13 protein-coding genes are annotated in these 17,508 nt (G+C 46.6%); 10 read left to right on the top strand and 3 right to left on the bottom strand.

Annotated elements, in window-relative coordinates:
- Positions 1 to 283 precede the first annotated feature (283 nt).
- From JT717_RS15620 to JT717_RS15585, 8 genes are all read left to right on the top strand, one after another.
- On the top strand, positions 284 to 691 hold the full coding sequence (locus JT717_RS15620; protein WP_205511428.1) for an EVE domain-containing protein: 408 nt from the start codon (positions 284 to 286) through the stop codon (positions 689 to 691).
- Positions 692 to 1,198: 507 nt separating this feature from the next.
- On the top strand, positions 1,199 to 1,456 hold the full coding sequence (locus JT717_RS15615) for a hypothetical protein (protein ID WP_205511427.1): 258 nt from the start codon (positions 1,199 to 1,201) through the stop codon (positions 1,454 to 1,456).
- Positions 1,369 to 2,853: a vWA domain-containing protein gene (locus tag JT717_RS15610; RefSeq protein WP_205511566.1), complete on the top strand. Its 1,485-nt coding sequence runs from the start codon at positions 1,369 to 1,371 to the stop codon at positions 2,851 to 2,853. The genes JT717_RS15615 and JT717_RS15610 overlap by 88 nt, the downstream gene beginning before the upstream one ends.
- Positions 2,854 to 2,878: 25 nt before the next feature.
- Positions 2,879 to 3,811 (top strand): DUF4349 domain-containing protein, encoded by a 933-nt coding sequence (locus JT717_RS15605; protein ID WP_205511426.1) that lies wholly within the window; start codon positions 2,879 to 2,881, stop codon positions 3,809 to 3,811.
- 185 nt (positions 3,812 to 3,996) lie between these two features.
- A complete protein-coding gene (locus JT717_RS15600) occupies positions 3,997 to 4,683 on the top strand; it encodes an SIR2 family NAD-dependent protein deacylase (RefSeq protein ID WP_205511425.1) in 687 nt (228 codons plus the stop codon).
- A gap of 141 nt (positions 4,684 to 4,824) precedes the next feature.
- On the top strand, positions 4,825 to 5,130 hold the full coding sequence (locus JT717_RS15595) for a hypothetical protein (RefSeq protein ID WP_205511424.1): 306 nt from the start codon (positions 4,825 to 4,827) through the stop codon (positions 5,128 to 5,130).
- A complete protein-coding gene (locus JT717_RS15590) occupies positions 5,099 to 6,439 on the top strand; it encodes a DUF1800 domain-containing protein (protein ID WP_205511423.1) in 1,341 nt (446 codons plus the stop codon). Before JT717_RS15595 ends, JT717_RS15590 begins: the two co-directional genes overlap by 32 nt.
- Before the next feature lie 10 nt (positions 6,440 to 6,449).
- A complete protein-coding gene (locus JT717_RS15585; protein ID WP_205511422.1) occupies positions 6,450 to 7,730 on the top strand; it encodes a DUF1501 domain-containing protein in 1,281 nt (426 codons plus the stop codon).
- On the opposite strand, the gene JT717_RS15580 is transcribed toward JT717_RS15585, so the two are convergent.
- From JT717_RS15580 to JT717_RS15570, 3 genes are all read right to left on the bottom strand, one after another.
- A complete protein-coding gene (locus JT717_RS15580; RefSeq protein WP_205511421.1) occupies positions 7,720 to 9,225 on the bottom strand; it encodes a saccharopine dehydrogenase C-terminal domain-containing protein in 1,506 nt (501 codons plus the stop codon). The two genes, JT717_RS15585 and JT717_RS15580, sit on opposite strands and share 11 nt — an antisense overlap.
- 203 nt (positions 9,226 to 9,428) lie before the next feature.
- Positions 9,429 to 9,737 (bottom strand): hypothetical protein, encoded by a 309-nt coding sequence (locus JT717_RS15575; protein ID WP_205511420.1) that lies wholly within the window; start codon positions 9,735 to 9,737, stop codon positions 9,429 to 9,431.
- Between the two features lie 148 nt (positions 9,738 to 9,885).
- Positions 9,886 to 11,439 carry a DUF4339 domain-containing protein gene (locus JT717_RS15570; RefSeq protein ID WP_205511419.1) on the bottom strand — a complete coding sequence of 518 codons (1,554 nt, stop codon included), beginning with the start codon at positions 11,437 to 11,439 and terminating at the stop codon, positions 9,886 to 9,888.
- Positions 11,440 to 12,031: 592 nt separating this feature from the next.
- Between JT717_RS15570 and gyrA the strand changes: the two genes are divergently transcribed.
- Positions 12,032 to 14,671 (top strand): DNA gyrase subunit A, encoded by a 2,640-nt coding sequence (gyrA, locus tag JT717_RS15565; RefSeq protein ID WP_205511418.1) that lies wholly within the window; start codon positions 12,032 to 12,034, stop codon positions 14,669 to 14,671.
- A gap of 134 nt (positions 14,672 to 14,805) precedes the next feature.
- Positions 14,806 to 16,185: a hypothetical protein gene (locus JT717_RS15560; protein ID WP_205511417.1), complete on the top strand. Its 1,380-nt coding sequence runs from the start codon at positions 14,806 to 14,808 to the stop codon at positions 16,183 to 16,185.
- Positions 16,186 to 17,508: the final 1,323 nt, after the last annotated feature.

The raw sequence follows: 17,508 nt of genomic DNA, 5'->3' as shown, positions 1-17,508 counted from the left end.
CCTGATAGAGATCAGGGCTATATGGGGAGTTATAGCTCCCGGGTAACACCACTTGTTCAATTACATGGATAACGCCTTTATCGTGTATGTAAGCATTCAGATGATATACGTGGATGGAAAAAGCCTGGATTTAAAAGCAGATCAATTTTTAAAAGATTAACCATGCGGAGGCTTGCGGTCGGCATTCCCGGCAGGCGAAGCTTCGCCGGCATTCACCATCGACGGCTGGTGTTTAGGAAAACGTTTTCAGTTTCCTTACATTCGCGTTTTATAATATTTGACTATGGCATACTGGCTGGTAAAATCGGAACCTTCTGTTTATTCCTGGGAGCAGTTTGAGAAAGACAAGCAGACCTTTTGGGATGGCGTACGCAATTATGCGGCCCGTAATCACCTGCGGTCGATGAAAAAAGGGGAGCAGGTATTATATTATCACAGTAATGAAGGACTGGCCATTGTAGGTATTGCCAAAGTGGTAAAAGAAGCATACCAGGATCCTTCAACAGACGATGACCGTTGGGTGGCCGTTGATCTGAAACCTTTTAAAAAGCTGGCCAATCCGGTTACATTGGCCACTATCAAAAAAGACAAACGTCTTGCCAACATGGCGTTGGTGCGTATCAGTCAGTTGTCGGTACAACCGGTCACTGATGAAGAATGGGCAGCGATCATGGAACTGGCTGGATTGTAGGATTAGCAGCTAGTGGCTAGTGATAAATGGCTGGTAGGCGAGTGGCTAGCAGGAAATGGCTGGCAGGGCTTTACGTTCGAAGATCGCTACAAATTACTCACTTCCTCATGTGCCTGTATTCCTATTAGCTACTAACCACTTCCCACGCGCCTGTAATTTCGTATTCCAACCAGCTACTTGCCACTTCTCACTCGCCTGTATTCCCTGCATTCCTATTACCCTCTATTTTTGTATTCCTACCAGCTATTAGCCACTTCCCACTCGCCTGTTTAACAATTCCTTTAGGTTACCTTTCACGCATTTAGTAATTAATCTGTACTACACAACCTAAACATATTGCCATGCCAACAACCAGTCTCCGGCAAGCACCCAGACACCTGCACTGCTTGTCACCATGAATGCCCCGTGACTAAGAAACAACAGAATCAGTAATAATTTCTTCCAACGGTATGTAATATTGCCTTTTCTGCATCTACTAACTAACACACACACCTAAAAAGTATAGCCATGAAGTTTTTGTTTCAACTGCTGGCAGCATTGCTGCTGTGGCTCTTTATTGCCTGCAATAACCGTGGAGCCCAATCTGGCAAGACTACCGATACTACCGTAATAGCCGATATGGAATTGGTTCAAATGCAGGAATCGATGCCTGCCCCTGATGCTATTGCTGATAGCAAATTTACGCCGCCGATGATCGTAAAGATGAAGAGATCGCCGTTACAGAAGAAAACTCATTTAATACTGAAGATTATGATCATATTGTAGAGAACCGTTTCCTGGCGGCTACACAGCATCCGTTATCTACATTCTCCATCGATGTAGATGAGGCGGCATACAGTAATGTTCGGCGCTATATTAATAATGGCAGCATACCACCTGCAGGCGCCGTACGCATAGAAGAAATGGTCAATTATTTTGATTACTCTTACCCGAAGCCAAAGAACGAGGAGCCATTTACGGTGAATACAGAATTATCTGAATGTCCCTGGAACCCGCAGCACCGCCTCGTGCATATCGGGTTACAGGGAAAAGAAATACCGGTCCGGAACCTGCCCAATGCCAACCTGGTGTTTTTGATCGATGTATCGGGCTCCATGGAAGACGCTAACAAACTGCCTTTGGTGAAATCATCTTTGAAAATCCTGGCCGACCAATTAAGGCCTGATGATAAAGTGGCAATTGTGGTGTATGCCGGCAATGCCGGACTGGTACTGCCCTCTACCAGTGGCGCCAATAAAAGCGCCATCAAACAGGCGATCGATCAACTGGAAGCAGGCGGTTCTACGGCTGGTGGCGAAGGTATTCAGCTGGCCTATACAATAGCGCGTGAAAATTTCATCAAGGGCGGTAATAACCGCATCATCCTGGCAACGGATGGCGATTTCAACGTAGGCGCCAGCAGTGACGATGAACTGGTGGCATTGATTGAAAAGGAAAGAAAGAGCGGCGTATTTCTAAGCGTACTTGGCTACGGCATGGGCAATTACAAGGATAACAAAATGCAGCAATTGGCCGATAAAGGAAATGGCAATCATTCCTACATCGATAATATCAATGAAGCGCGCAAAGTGCTGGTGACAGAGTTTGGCAGCACCTTATTCACTATAGCCAAAGACGTAAAGATCCAGGTAGAGTTCAATCCCGCCAAAGTGCAGGGGTACCGGTTGATCGGTTATGAGAACCGGGTGATGGCTGCCGAGGATTTTAACGATGATCAAAAAGATGCCGGCGAATTGGGTTCAGGCCATACAGTAACCGCTTTATACGAAGTGATACCTGCTGGCGTAAAAACTGATTTCATCGGTAAAGTGGATGAACTTAAATATCAACCAACGAAGATCAGTCTTACCCCTGGTGGCAGCGATGAAATTATGACCATCAAGTTACGTTACAAGAAGCCTGATGAAGAGCTAAGTAAATTGATCGTGCATCCCGTGAACGACACACACCTGGCCCTGGCCAACACCTCTGATAATTTTCGCTTTTCAGCGGCGGTGGCTTGCTTCGGTATGTTGTTGCGCAATTCTGCATTCAAACAGCATGCTACTTTTCAACAGGTGCTTCAATTGGCTAAGGGCGCAAAAGGCGCTGATGAAAACGGGTACCGCCAGGAGTTTATCAACCTGGCACAGGCGGCCGGTTCATTAACCGCTAAAAAATAAAGTCAGCACCTTCTAAACTTTTTCTATGTCTTTTAATTATAAACGATTTGTATTATCCGCTACCATACTGATGATGGCTTTTGTAGCCTGTAATAGCAATAGCGGAGGATCAGAAACAGCGGCTAACGTAACATTGGAAAAAACCGTTGATAATGCATCAGCCGCTACGGAGAATTATTACGGATCTGCAGATACTACAGCCCAGGCGGCGCCGCCGGCAGCCAATGAAGAACAGCCAAAGAAAGCGGGTTCACCCGCAGTTGCTGCTGCCAATGTTGACTGGGATAAAAAGATCATTAAAAATGCTTCGTTGACTATTGAAGCAAAAGATCATAGGACTTTCAATGATTATGTACACGAACAGGTAAAAAGAGCCGGCGCTTATGTGGCCCAGGAAGAACAAAACAGATCGGAGTATAAGATCGAGAACATCGTCACCATTAAGGTGCCTGTTGATCAGTTCGATAACCTGGTAAGATCGTTAAGCAGTACAAAAGATGAAAACCTGGTATCGCAGAAAATCACTTCCCAGGATGTAACCGGTGAAGTGATTGACACCCGTTCCAGAACGGAGGCCAAACGCCAGATCCGGTTACGTTACCTCGATCTGCTGAAACAGGCGAAAAATATGGAAGAGATCCTTAAGGTGCAGCAGGAGATCAACAATATCCAGGTAGAGATTGAAGCAGGCGCAGGCAGGGTAAGTTATCTCACGCATGCCGCAGCCTATAGTACCATCCAGTTAACTTTTTATGAAATTCTGGATCCTTCGGCGCAGTACAACGACAGGCCCGGTTTTGGAAAAAGGGTGCTGAACGCACTGAGCAATGGCATGGATTGGATAGGCGAGATGCTGATCGTAGTGCTTACCCTATGGCCATTGTGGTTATTAATAGGGATCGGCTGGTGGTTTGTCAGAAGATGGAGAGCAAGAACCGCATTCAACAGTAAGAAATAGGCGCTAAGAGGGGCATTTAAAAAATTTAGGGATTTCGGGATTTAGATATTTTGAGATTTGTCAGACAGTTCAAAATCTCAAAATCTCAAAATCTCAAAATCTCAAAATCTCAAAATCTCAAAATCTCAAAATCTCAAAATCTCAAAATCTCAAAATCTCAAAATCAGAAATCATATATTTGAGTTATGAGTAAAAAGAAACTAGTTGTCTTAAGCGGCGCAGGTATTAGCGCTGAAAGTGGATTGAAAACTTTTCGTGACAGCGATGGTCTGTGGGAAGGATACGATGTGCGCGAAGTAGCTACCCCACTCGCCTGGAAAAAGAACCCCGCCCTGGTACTGGAATTTTATAACCAGCGCCGGAAAAATGTGCTCGAGGCAAAACCGAACGATGCGCATTTCGGTTTAGCCAGACTGCAGGATGATTTTGATGTAACCATCATCACCCAGAATATCGACGACCTGCACGAACGCGCGGGTTCAAAAAAAGTATTGCATTTACATGGTGAAATACTAAAAATGCGCAGTGAATGGGATGAATCCCTGGTATATGATATCCGGGGCGATATCAAACTGGGTGACAAAGCCGAAGATGGCGCCCAATTACGTCCAAATATCGTTTGGTTCGAAGAGCCGGTACCCCTTATCGAAATGGCCATCCCGGTAGTGCTGAGTGCAGACATTTTTGTTGTAGTAGGTACTTCCCTGGTAGTATACCCGGCGGCCGGACTGGTGAACTATGCGCCCATGGAAATTCCCAAATATGTGATAGATAAGGTAATTCCCGCCACCAACTCGGTACACAATGTGACAAATATTGAAAAACCTGCCACATTGGGCGTTCAGGAATTGATAAGCCTTTTAAAGAACTAGGTCCGCCTGCAAAAAACCGCATTCCGCATTTCACTAATTTAAATCCGGAATGCCCATTGCACATCACATTTCGTTCACATACTTTTGTAAGCGTGGTAGCAGAATTGCAGCCTTGCATGAAGTGTAACTAAATTGTTTGCAATGGAAATTCCATCGGTAACAGCTTCCCTGAAAAAATACAAAGGCAAATGGGGCCATGCTGAATCGAAACATTTGCTGAAACGAACCTTATTCGGCGCTAAAAAAGAAGACATCGATCTTTTTGCTTCCCGCTCCCTAAAGTTTGCCATTCAACAATTACTCTACACAGAAGAGCCCACGCCAACACCTCCTATCAATCATTATAACGACGAGAAATATACCGACGGAAATTCAGCCTGGTACTACCTGGATCACTGCCACGAAACTAAGCGGAATGAACAGTGGCCGCAGAAGAAATTCCTTTAAAGCCTGGTGGCTGGGCAATATGCTCAATCAGCAAAGTACCCTGCGCGAAAAAATGGTGCTCTTCTGGCATAATCATTTTGCCACAGAAATGAAAACGGTTGATAATCCCACCATGATCTACAAACACCATGTGCTGCTGCGGCAATATGCGTTGGGAAATTTCAAAGCCATGGTAAGGGCCGTAACCGTTGATGCTGCCATGCTTAAATACCTGAACGGAAATGCCAATACGAAAAAAGCGCCCGATGAGAACTATGGCCGCGAACTGCAGGAATTATTTACACTAGGCAAGGGACCCGGTTCACAATATACAGAAGCAGATGTGAAAGCCGCCGCCAGGGTATTGACGGGTTTCCGCATTAACAACAGATCACTGCCCGATGTGCACGGCGAATTTGACGCCGGGCGCCATGACGAACGCGATAAACAGTTCTCTGCCTTTTATAACAACCAGGTAATTAAAGGCCGCAGCGGAAAAGAAGGGGAGGCCGAACTCGACGATCTGCTCAACCTCATCTTTCAGCAGCCGGAAGTAGCGCGCTTTATCTGCCGCAAATTATACCGGTATTTTGTTTATCACCATATAGATGAAGTTACCGAGAAAAACATCATTGAACCACTCGCCCATACGTTCAGGCAACATAATTATGACATTAAACCGGTGCTCGAACGATTATTGAGCAGCCGGCATTTTTTTGATGCCGGCAACCGCGGTGGAATTATTAAAAGTCCGGTCGACCTCGCGGTTGGCCTCTGCCGTGAATACAATATAGGTTTTCCGGGGGAAGAGAATTACGTGGAGTTGTATCAGCTCTGGTTCAATATTCAAACCATTGCTTCACAGATGCAGCAGAATATCGGCGACCCGCCCAATGTGGCCGGCTGGCCGGCTTATTACCATGAACCGCTGTATGATAAATCCTGGATCAGTTCCGATACCCTGCCCAAGCGTACTGCTTTTACCGATCGTATGGTGAGCAATGGCTTTGCCCGCAATGATAAAAAGATACTGATCGATCCCTTGCAGTACACGAGGCAATTATCGGCGCCCGGCGATCCCAACAAACTCATTGATGAACTGGCTGACCTGCTGTATGCGGTGGAATTGCCTGTTGAAGAAAAACAATATATGAAGACCGCTATCCTCTTACAGGGCTTGCAGGGCATGGCCAGTGATCATTACTGGAGGGATGCCTGGAACAAACTGCAGGAGAAACCCGATGATGCCGCCAATGCGAAAAATGTTACCAATAAGCTGAAGAACCTGCTGAAGTATATGATGAGCCTTCCCCAATACCAGTTAATGTAAAACCTCAACTATGAAACGCAGACAATTTTTACGGAATACGATCTCAGGTGTGGTGCTGTCTGCTTTTTGGCAGGGCATATCACTGAAGGCGCTGGCGGGTACGCCGGCTTTGCATGCCCGCCATGCCGTTCAGAACGATGAGCGGGTGCTGGTGCTTATTCAACTGGCCGGCGGAAATGATGGTATCAATACGGTGATCCCCTTCGATCAATACAGTGCCTATACGGCGGCAAGGCCGAATATTTTTCTGCCGGAAGAAAAAGTATTGCGCCTGAATGGTTTTGAAGCAACCGCTTTCAATCCAGCCCTTGTGAACATGCAGCAATTGTTCAATGAAGGCAAGCTTGGGGTAGTGCAGGCCGTAAGTTATCCAAAGCCGAACTTCTCCCATTTCCGGGCAACCGATATCTGGATGTCTGCCTCAGACAGTGATAAAGTGGTATCATCGGGTTGGGCAGGACGTTTTCTACATGATGTATATCCGCAGTTCCCTGATAATTTTCCCAATGAGGTGATGCCTGATCCGCTGGCGATCCAGGTAGGTGCGGTGGTATCTACCGCTTTACAGGGCCCTTTGTTCACGATGGGGATGGCCATTAGTAATCCCGCCGGCTTTTATAAACTGGTAGAAGGAAAAGTGAATGTAAATGCGAATTCACGCTGGGGCGAACAGCTGGATTACATCGAGCTCATGAGCCAGAAAACCGGTCAATATGCTACAGTGATCAAAAAGGCTGCGCAAAAAGTAACGGCGCAATCACCTGCCTGGCCGGCTGCGGGTAAAAATTCCCTGGCCGATCAGTTAAAGATCGTTAGCCGCCTGATCGCAGGTGGCTTGAAGACAAAAGTGTATATGGTGAGCACCGGCAGTTTTGATACCCATGCCAAACAGACCGAGGCCGATACAACTACCGGTACCCATACCAAACTCTTACAACGCGTATCAGAAGCCATTGGCGCTTTCATGGCCGATCTGCAATTTCTGCAAATCGAACATCGCGTAATGGGTATGACCATTTCGGAGTTTGGCCGCCGCATTAAAAGCAATGCCAGCGGCGGTACCGATCACGGGGCCGCTGCGCCGGTATTTTATTTCGGCCATGCCATAAAACCGGGAATTGTTGGCGCTAACCCGGTGATCCCAGAAAAAGTGAATGTGAACGATAATGTACCCATGCAATATGATTTCAGGTCATTATATGCATCGGTACTCCAGGGCTGGTTCAGGATGCCAGTACAGGAAGTGCAGCAGATCTTACTGGGCGATTTTGCGCCCCTGCCTATTGTATAATGGTATCTGTTTCTTCAAAGCGGATACCGTTCATTTCCAGTTCGCGAAGCACCGGGCTATAAACGGAAGCCATAACGGGGATATGTAATCCGGTTTCGCGGATCTTGCCCAGTAAGATCTGTTTGGCGGCAATGGCCAATGGCAGGCCCGTCGTTTTGGCCATGGCTGTATGCATATGGTCCTCGCCTTTGATCACCAGGCTGCTGGTAGCGAGGTGATGATCTCCCTCCAATTCATAACCGATCTCATGTTGCAATACTACCAGGTCTTTATCGGCCGGTTGCAGCAGTAATTTTTTTTCCATGGCAAACTGCAGCACATCTGCGGCGCTGCATTCTCCCTTATTGATGAGCGTTTGGTCGTCATCCATGCCTAAAAAGAAGAGTTGTTTCATGGAGAGGTTGGCTTCGTGCATTTGTCCGGCCACCGTAGCTGCTGCCTGGGTTTTTATTGAATCGAGGTTTACATCCATGAGCTGGCCTTTATTATCTACCATCATAAAATCCTGCAGGGCTTTTCTTTCATCTTCATTGGCGTCTTGTTCGGCCTCGAGCAGTTGCTGCAGTTTTTCGAGCAATTGCTTGGTTTGTGCAAAACGGGCCGTCAGTTGTTTTTCAATCCATTCGCCAAAGCCATGATTGGCAAAATGCGCCTGGAAGAACTGTTGCAACGAAACCCCGTCGGTATGATATTGCTTGGTGATGTCGGTCAGCTTTAGCTCCACCAGGTTTTTCCAGCCGAAGCAGAACTCGGGGTAACGCAGGGTGGTACGCACAAAGGTGCGGGCATCAGGCAGGCCGTACAGCGGCATATAATGCAGTGAGTCGCGATTGGGGTACCAGGCCAGATAACCGAGCCCGGGGATCTGGATAACGCGATTGGGATCGAACAATTGCTCGTATGACAAGCGGCAAATAGTACCGTTCTCTTTAAAAACAGCGCCCTCTTTACCGGCCAGCACTATATTATGGTAGCCGCCCGTCATTTTATAGTGCCAGGGATTATCATCGCTTTCCGGCGAGATCAGTCCACCGCAGAATGAACGGAAGGAAGTAATGGTGCCGCCATTTGCTTTAATGCGATGAATGTGCTGCATGGCGTTCATATGATCGATGCCAGGGTTGAGGCCCATCTCATAGAGGAATAAAAGTCCTTTTTCTTTGATGGCTGCGTGCCAGGGCGCCATGGCATTATCCACATAGGATGGTGTGAGCAGATTCTTTTGAAGTTGTAAACAATCGGCAGCTATTACCAGGTGCAGGGCAGGAGGGAGCAGGGAGATTACCAGGTCGGCGGCTGTGATGAGTTGATGGCGTTGTTTTTCGTCATCGGGTATAAATAACACAGTTTGTATATGGTTGTCAGGAAGCGTTTCTGTTGAAGGAGGAAGATGAGCAACCGTGATGAACCAGTTGCTGACTGCTGCTTCCCTCAACAGGTAATCGATCAACGAAACAGAAGAACCACCGGCGCTGAACACTAATATATGCTTCATGAAAGAGTTCTATTGAATAAAGATACTAAGAATGGGCAGAAAGCAATAACGTGTCGGGGTTCGTAAAGCTAGCCAGGTTACATAACCCATAACCGGCAACTGGCAGCGGTAACCGGTAACAATAAAAAAAGCCGGTGATAAACACCAGCTCTTTTGGTTTTGAACCGTCCCTTATTTAATATCTTTAATTCAGAATAATATTTTTAATTCAGAATAATCGTTCCCATATCAAGTGTGCTTCCTTCAACCACTTCAACCATCTTTCCTTCTGCATCTTTTAATTGATCCCTGCCCACTGTCACTTTCCACGCGCCCGGTTTAACTTTAAACCTGAACTTACCGTTATTAACCATTGTTTTTAAAGAATCTTTGCCATTCACTGCGAATACCCAGATAGAATCCCGCGCTGAATTTACCTGACCGGTAATTTTAGATTCGTGCATCGCGCGGGTCGCATGAAAGCCTATAACCACACTTACGACCCCTATTAACGTGGCAACAGTTTTATCCATATAGCAAAGGTTTGAACTCCTCAGTTATGTGATCAATTATCAAAAGCACATAACATTTAAAAAAACTGTGCCAGATGCTTATATGGTCTAAAAACTATGCCAGACGCAAGAAATGTGGAAAAACGAATTATCAACTGTAGAATATTCCTCAGAAACCAGCAGAAGCCAATCCAAGCGCTTTTGAGTTGATGCTGGTGATAGAATAGTCGATGGTTATACCTCGTTTGGTGCTGGGTACTTCCAGTGTTCTTCTCTTGCCGGCAGGAACATTATTAAAGATGATGGTTTGTGTTTTTACCAGTTTCTTTTCCGGACCGAAATACTTTACTTCAACCGCTACCTGGTCAAGCGTGTAGAGGCTGCTGTTAAGAACAGTTATATCCAGGTCGGAAATACCACCCAGGATACCTACTTTGAAAGCGCTGGCTTCGGCGCGTACCTGTTCATAGATATTCTTGCGCGCTTTTTCAATCATTTCCTGGTTATTGTTTTTCTCCCTGGGTTCAGTAACCGGCGTTGTTTCGGTTGTTGGGTTATTGGGATTGGAAACCGGAACTACAATGGATTTATTTTGCTGCGGCGATGGAACTACATTATTGTCTTTTTTAATAACTGCATGCCGCATGTTTGATTGTGCGGGTGCATTATTGGTAGCAGATGTGGAAGGCGGTGGCGCCTGATCTGTATTGTTATTGGCATCGTCAGTACCTGCCACTGGCTCTTCTTCCCTTTGTTTGGTTTGATGCTTTTTGGCTGGCTTTTCTGTGACAGGGGCGGTGGCGCTGCTCTTCTCATTTTGCTGTTCCCTGATCTCCTTTACCAGGCTTTCCAGGGCCGCGGTATCGGGTTGCTGGCGGCCTGAGTTGATCACCAGACCGATAACCACTCCACCCAGGATCAGTACTGCTGCCACCAGTGCGCGGGTCACATTTTTATTATCCTGCAGGTATTTGCCCGAACCTGCCAACAGCGCTTTGAGATCAAAGGTCTCTTTCCTGGACGTTTTTGGCGTTGACCAGCTTTCCTTTGGTTTGATGGCCGCCGGCTTTTCAATGGTTTTTTCGGCTGTGTGTTTTATGGTTGAACCGCCGCCGGATCCCTTTTTTGAATAAGCGGCTTTCCGGGCTTCGTAGTCTGATAAGAATGCATCATTGATCTGCACGTCTTCTTTCTGGCGCGACTTATATCCTTTAAGCAAACTGCTGTTCAGCTGATCATCTTCCTCGGAAATAATATAACTGGAAGCGGCTGCTTTCTTTTCGGTATTTTTTTGCGTGGCTGAATCTACGTTTGTGTCGTTTTGCCGGGCAACCGGTTTGGCGCTTTCTTCTTTCTTTGCTACAGGAACCGGTGTTTTGCCGCCCGGTAAGGTTACATAAATATGTTTGCCGGTGCTTATACCTGTTTGTTTGTTTACAGGCTGGTTCTCCTGCTGCGTTGTTGCAGTACTTGTTTGCTGTTGCTCAGTAACCGATGATGCGGCCGGCTGCTCAGCCTGTTTTTTATAGAAACGGTCATATGGCTGTTCTTCCACCCCCGGAGCAAATGATTTCAATTCCTCAATTTCGCTGGGATAACGCCATGCTGCACTTCTACCTTCTAACCAAACCAGGTCATAAGGCTTAAGCCCTTTGGCCGCCAGCTCTTCTGCTGTGTACGGTCCAGTTTGCTTGTTATCGCGTAATAGTAGGTATGTGTTCATAACATTAAAACTCAGTAAAAGTAATGCAAGCAGATAGCTGTAGTCAGCTACTTCGTATACCGAAATAATATTCAGTGGGTCGCGGGCTTAAGAGGGTTACATGGAATTCAATAAGGATACCGGGGGGTGAATTAAGCTTAGCTGCAAGTTAACAGTTGATAGTTATTGTACCAAATACTCCATATAAAAAGAGACGTTAAAAATGCCAGTAGTTTTCCACCATAACTGGCTCAGTACCCGATGTCCATAACCGGCGGCACCGGATATATAACGATTGTTTATAAGGCATCGGAACATGATTTTAGAGTATAAAAATTCCATACCATGAAAAACGTTTGATCAAAGCTGATATACTTGTTACGGGTGAAAGCGCTGGTTAAGTGTTTGCTTTCGTAACTGTTCTCCATTGCCTCCCTGGCGGGCCTTATAGCCTGCTGTTTCGCCATCTTGCAACCCGCTTTTTTTTAACATTTGTTGATAAAATTTAGGGCTAAAAAACCCTTTCAATAACCGGGTTTTCACGCTTAAATAGGGTATTTTTGCCACCCATCCAACGACCAATAAACGGATGTAAATCATTTCTGTAACAAGTATGGAAGAAAACTTCACACCACAGGAAACAAACGATCAGAATCGTATAATCCCTGTAAATATCGAAGAGCAAATGAAGACGGCTTATATCGATTACTCCATGTCAGTGATCGTAAGCCGCGCCTTGCCCGATGTACGCGATGGTTTGAAACCGGTTCACCGGCGCATTTTATACGCCATGAACGAATTGGGATTGAACTTTAACCGGGCGTACAAGAAATCGGCGCGTGTTGTAGGAGAGGTGTTGGGTAAATATCACCCGCATGGTGACTCATCGGTGTACGACGCCATGGTGCGTATGGCACAGGAGTGGAGCATGCGGTATACCCTTGTAGATGGCCAGGGTAACTTCGGTAACCAGGATGGCGATGGCCCGGCGGCCATGCGTTATACCGAAGCCAGGCTCGACCGGCTGGCGGAGTACATGTTGATGGATATCGATAAAGACACGGTCGATTTCCAGCCCAACTTCGACGATTCTGAAAGAGAACCGTCCATTTTGCCTGCCCGGATTCCTAACCTGCTTGTAAATGGTTCCAGCGGTATTGCGGTTGGTATGGCTACCAACATGATGCCGCACAACCTCAGTGAAGTGATCGACGGCTGTATCGCCTACATCGATAATCGGGAGATCACCATCGACGAACTGATGCAGCATATCAAAGCGCCCGATTTTCCTACCGGAGCCATTATCTATGGTATGGAAGGGGTGCGGGCGGCCATGCATTTTGGCCGCGGCAGGGTAGTGCTGCGGGGCAAATTAACGGTTGATACCAAACCGAGCGGTCGCGAAACGCTTATAATAACAGAAGTGCCTTACCAGGTGAACCGCGATGCGCTTTGCGATAAGATCGGGCAGCTCGTAAATGAGAAAGTGATCGAAGGCATTGCCCATGTTAACAACGAATCGAATGCTAAAGAAGGCACGCGTATCGTAATTGATCTCAAACGCGACGCTATTGCCAACGTGGTGATCAATCAGCTGTATAAATACACCGAGCTGCAAACTTCCTACGGTATTAACAACGTAGCCCTGTCGAAAGGACGCCCGAAAACACTGAACGTAAAAGAAATGATCAGTGAGTTTGTGGAGTTCAGGCATGAAGTGGTGGTTCGCCGTACCCAGTTCGAACTGCGCGAAGCGGAAAAGAAAGCCCATATTTTACAGGGTTATCTCATTGCACTCGATCACCTTGATGAAGTGATCGCCATGATCAGGGCATCGGCCACACCGGAAATTGCCCGCGAAAGCCTGATCAATGCAGGCTGGGGGCTCGATGAAGTACAGGCCAGGGCCATTCTCGAATTGCGTTTACAACGGTTGACCGGCATGGAACGCGAAAAGATCCGGGAAGAATTCGAAGAGCTGCAGCGCCTGATCTCCCACCTGCGCGAACTGTTAAGCAATGAAGGTATGCGCTACGATGTAATCAAGACCGAGCTGGCCGAAGTAAAGGAAAAGTTCGGCGATGCCCGCAAAACAGAGATCACTTACCTCGATAACGAGGTTCGCATAAAAGACCTGATCAAGGAAGAAGATGTGGTGATCACCATCTCGCATCTCGGCTATATCAAACGCACTTCCGCTACCGAATTCCGCGCCCAACGCCGCGGAGGCCGTGGCGCCAAGGGCGGCCGCGCCCGGGAGGAGGATTTCATCGAGCATCTGTTCGTGGCTTCTTCTCACCATACCATGCTCTTTTTTACCGAAAAAGGACGTTGTTACTGGCTCAATGTATACGAAATACCTGAAGGCGACAAAACCGCAAAAGGCCGCGCCATTCAAAACCTGATCCAGTTGCCGCCCGATGATAAGATCAGGGCGATCATCGATATCAAAGACCTCGAAGATGAGACTTTTGTAAAGGGTCATAATATTGTGCTGTGCACCAAAAAAGGGATCATCAAAAAAACGGCGCTGGAAGAATTCAGCAACCCGCGTAAGACCGGGGTAAATGCCATTACCATCGTGGAAGGCGATGAACTGCTGGTGGCCAGGTTAACCACCGGCAATAGCGAGATCATGATGGCCGTAAAAAGCGGTCGCGCCATCCGTTTCCCTGAAGAAAAAGTGCGTGCAACCGGCCGTGGCGCCATTGGCGTTTCGGGAATTGACGTAGATGATGAAAATGATGCAGTTATTGGCATGATATGTGTCAGCAAGGAAGATAACTCTCGTAGTGTATTGGTAGTGAGTGAAAAAGGATTCGGAAAAAGGACGCAGTTAGAGGAATATCCCATCACTAACCGGGGCGGGAAAGGGGTGAAGACCCTGAATGTTACCGAAAAGACCGGCGCCCTGGTGGGAATGCTGGACGTAGCAGAGAAGGAAGACCTCATGATCACCTGCAGGAGCGGAATGACCATCCGCATGCCGGCTGAAGGCATCAGCGAACTGGGACGTAATACACAAGGTGTTAAATTGATCCGCCTGGATGATGGCGATGAGATCGCCGCCATTACAAAACTCGATGATAGCGAAGAAGAAGTGAATGGAGAAAATGGCGAGATTGAGGTACTGGCCGATACAAACACAGTGGCGGAGACAACCGATGGCAATGAGTTTGCATCTGATGAGAATGCAGGGGCTTCTAACGAAGAACCCGCGTCCGGAAACGAAGAGAACCCGGAGAATGAATAATTAAGTGCATTGAGCACTAATTAAAATAAAACACAGATGAAATGAGCCGTAAAAATTTTTGAGCAGGCTGGTGCCAACGGCGAAGAAGTTTTTACGGCGAATTCCATGTGGCCAAAAAACATAAAAAATCACGCATGAAAAAATTGTTTCTGACAGCAATGCTTGCTGTAATTGGGTTCATGTCACAGGCCCAGAAACTCGAAAAGGCTAAAGACCTGCTGAGCAGGAAAAAACTCCCCGAGGCAAAAACAGAAATAGATAACGTACTGGCCGTTGAAAAGAATAAAACCAATTCAGAGGCGTGGTACACAAAGGCAAAAATATATGGAGCCATTGCCGCTGATTCTACACAGAAAGCGACGGTTCCCGATGCGCGCGGTACTGCCTTTGAAGCCATGAAACAGTACCTGAGCCTGGAAGCAGGTGTAAAAGAAGCCGCCAAAAGGAATATTCAACTGACCATCGATAACAATGCTCCGCTGATCGAGCTGTACACCGGCTATTCAAAAGATGCGGCCTCTTTTTATAATGCCAGCAATTTCAACGATGCATTTGTGAATTTCAAAAAATCGCTGGAAGTATTCGACCTGATGTCTGAAAGGAACATTATTCCCATCAAGCTCGATACTACCACCACTTTATATGCAGGGATCTCGGCTGAAAAAGCGCAAAAGCCCGATGATGCAGCTGTTTATTATGGAAAGATCGCTGAAGCTAAAGCAAAAGGCGAGGGCTTTGTAGAGATTTACAAATGGCTGGCTGACTATTACCGCAGAAAGGATGACGTAACCAACGCAGCAAAATTTGCTGCCCTGGGTAAGGAAGTTTATCCTACTGATCCGTTCTGGACAGGTTTTGAACTGGATATGGCCCGCGAGAAAGGAAATAAAGAAGACCTGTTCCAAAAATACGAGGCGGTTATCAAGGAAAATCCTGATAACTATCTTTTCCTTTTCAACTATGGGGTAGAATTGTATCAAACCGGTTATGATCCGGATGCGAGCAAGCGCCCGGCCAATTCAAAAGAGCTGATCAATAAAGCCGTTGAAGTAATGACCAAGACTTTGGAGAAAAAACCTGATTTTGCCAATGCCAACATGGTATTAGGCCAGATCTATTACAACCAGGGTGTTGAGATCAATAACGAGAACAAGAATATTCGTCCAAGCGGCGGGGTGAAATTAACACCTGAACAATTGAAGAAAAAAGAAGAGCTGCGTGCTGAGACCAGCAAGAAATTTGACCAGGCATTGCCTTATTTAATGAAGGTAGACGAGATCCTCGATGCGCAGGGAAAGTTAAAAATGGAAGAAAAAGACAACCTGAAAAATGCGCTTGACCTGCTGATCATCATCAACGAAGAAAAAGTAAATCAGCTGGAGCAAAAGAAACGCCAGGCAGAAGCTAAAAAAGACGCAGCCGGCATTAAAGCCATCGATGCCGAGATCAAGAAGATCCAGGATAATGTTACGAAGTACACTGATAAGTACAATAATATCGACAGAAAGCACTAAGAGGCATAAACGAAATTGATGTTGAGCCCCGGCAACCGCCGGGGTTTCTTTTTTAGCCGTAGATCCGCCGCTTGATGCGTCTGTGGAGCAATCAGTTGCATGAAGTGTATTTTAATTTCCTTTTAATTGATGGGTATTTACCGAATGAGACGCGGCCATTACCTTTATGCAATGCGCTGAACAATCGTGCGCATGGGTTTAAGGGTTTAATTTTTCAATCAATTTAACGCAGCTTTTCTAGGCTGCGTTTTTTTATTTGGCACAGTAGCTGGCAGTTACACAAGTGAATCACTTGATTTTCCCGGATTGTATTTTCTGCAATTGCGCTTTACAAAAATGGTTTGTACGGTCACGGGTACACGCCGCCTGGTCGGGTTGAACGATTTGCTGCGGTTTCTGTGCTTGGCGCGGCAGGGGCAGTTGGCGAAGCAGTGCAGGATCATTGATTTAGCCGCTTCAAATGGCGAGCGGTTGAGCGGCTGGTGGCTCTGAGAACGGCGGAAGGTGATGATGGCTGCCGGAGAATGGCCATTTAAAATGAGCTGCTGGGTTCAACAACCTTTATTAATCGCTAAAATAAGGAAGTGGCCGAGCGGCTCGTCGCATGAGAACGGCGTAAGGTGATGATGGCTTCCCGGAGAATGGCCATTTAAAAGGAGCTGCTGGGTTCAACAACCTTTATTAATCGCTTAAAATAAGAAAGAGGCTGAGCGGCTCGACGCATGAGAACGGCGGATGCTGAATGATGGCTGCGGGAGAGTGGCATATTTAAAAGAGGTTGAGACGGCGGCAGCGTTATGGGATGGACAGGAGCTTGCTTTGCTATGTCTTGTCTGTTAGCGTCTATTTAACATAATGTTAATTATAATCTTAAAAGAATACTGAAAGAGGAGTGACAAGCGCTGGAGAATGCTGGTAAAGAACCAATTTTGGCGGCTGTCCCTGTGAAACCAGCTTTGAGATCCAATTTTCCGGCCCTTGTCACAATCATTGTGCGCCATACATCCTGAAAAAAGCACTTAGAACAAATGACAGTTTTCCTTCAATTGGATTGCGTTTACGGGCTTTAAGACGCCATACTCACAGCGATTGCGAATAAATTTGGACCAAAATTTCGAGTTCAGGTTTTAATTGCAGTCTCGGGAAAGCTGCCAGGGATTTATAGCCAGATGGTTGGAAGAACACCGGATGAGAACGAAAACAAAGATACAAAAAGAAAGGATACAATTTTCGTGGAGGGACGCTTGTTAGATTTAGGGCCGCGTACTTAAGTTGTTGAGTACTATTTTAATGCGGAATTTCTATCTGCGCTAAATGCCATAT

The sequence above is a fragment of the Longitalea arenae genome, assembly GCF_016924755.1.
Taxonomy (GTDB): Bacteria; Bacteroidota; Bacteroidia; order Chitinophagales; family Chitinophagaceae; genus Niastella; species Niastella arenae.
Note: the sequence above shows the minus strand (reverse complement) of the source record. Positions and strands in the feature narration are given on the sequence as shown.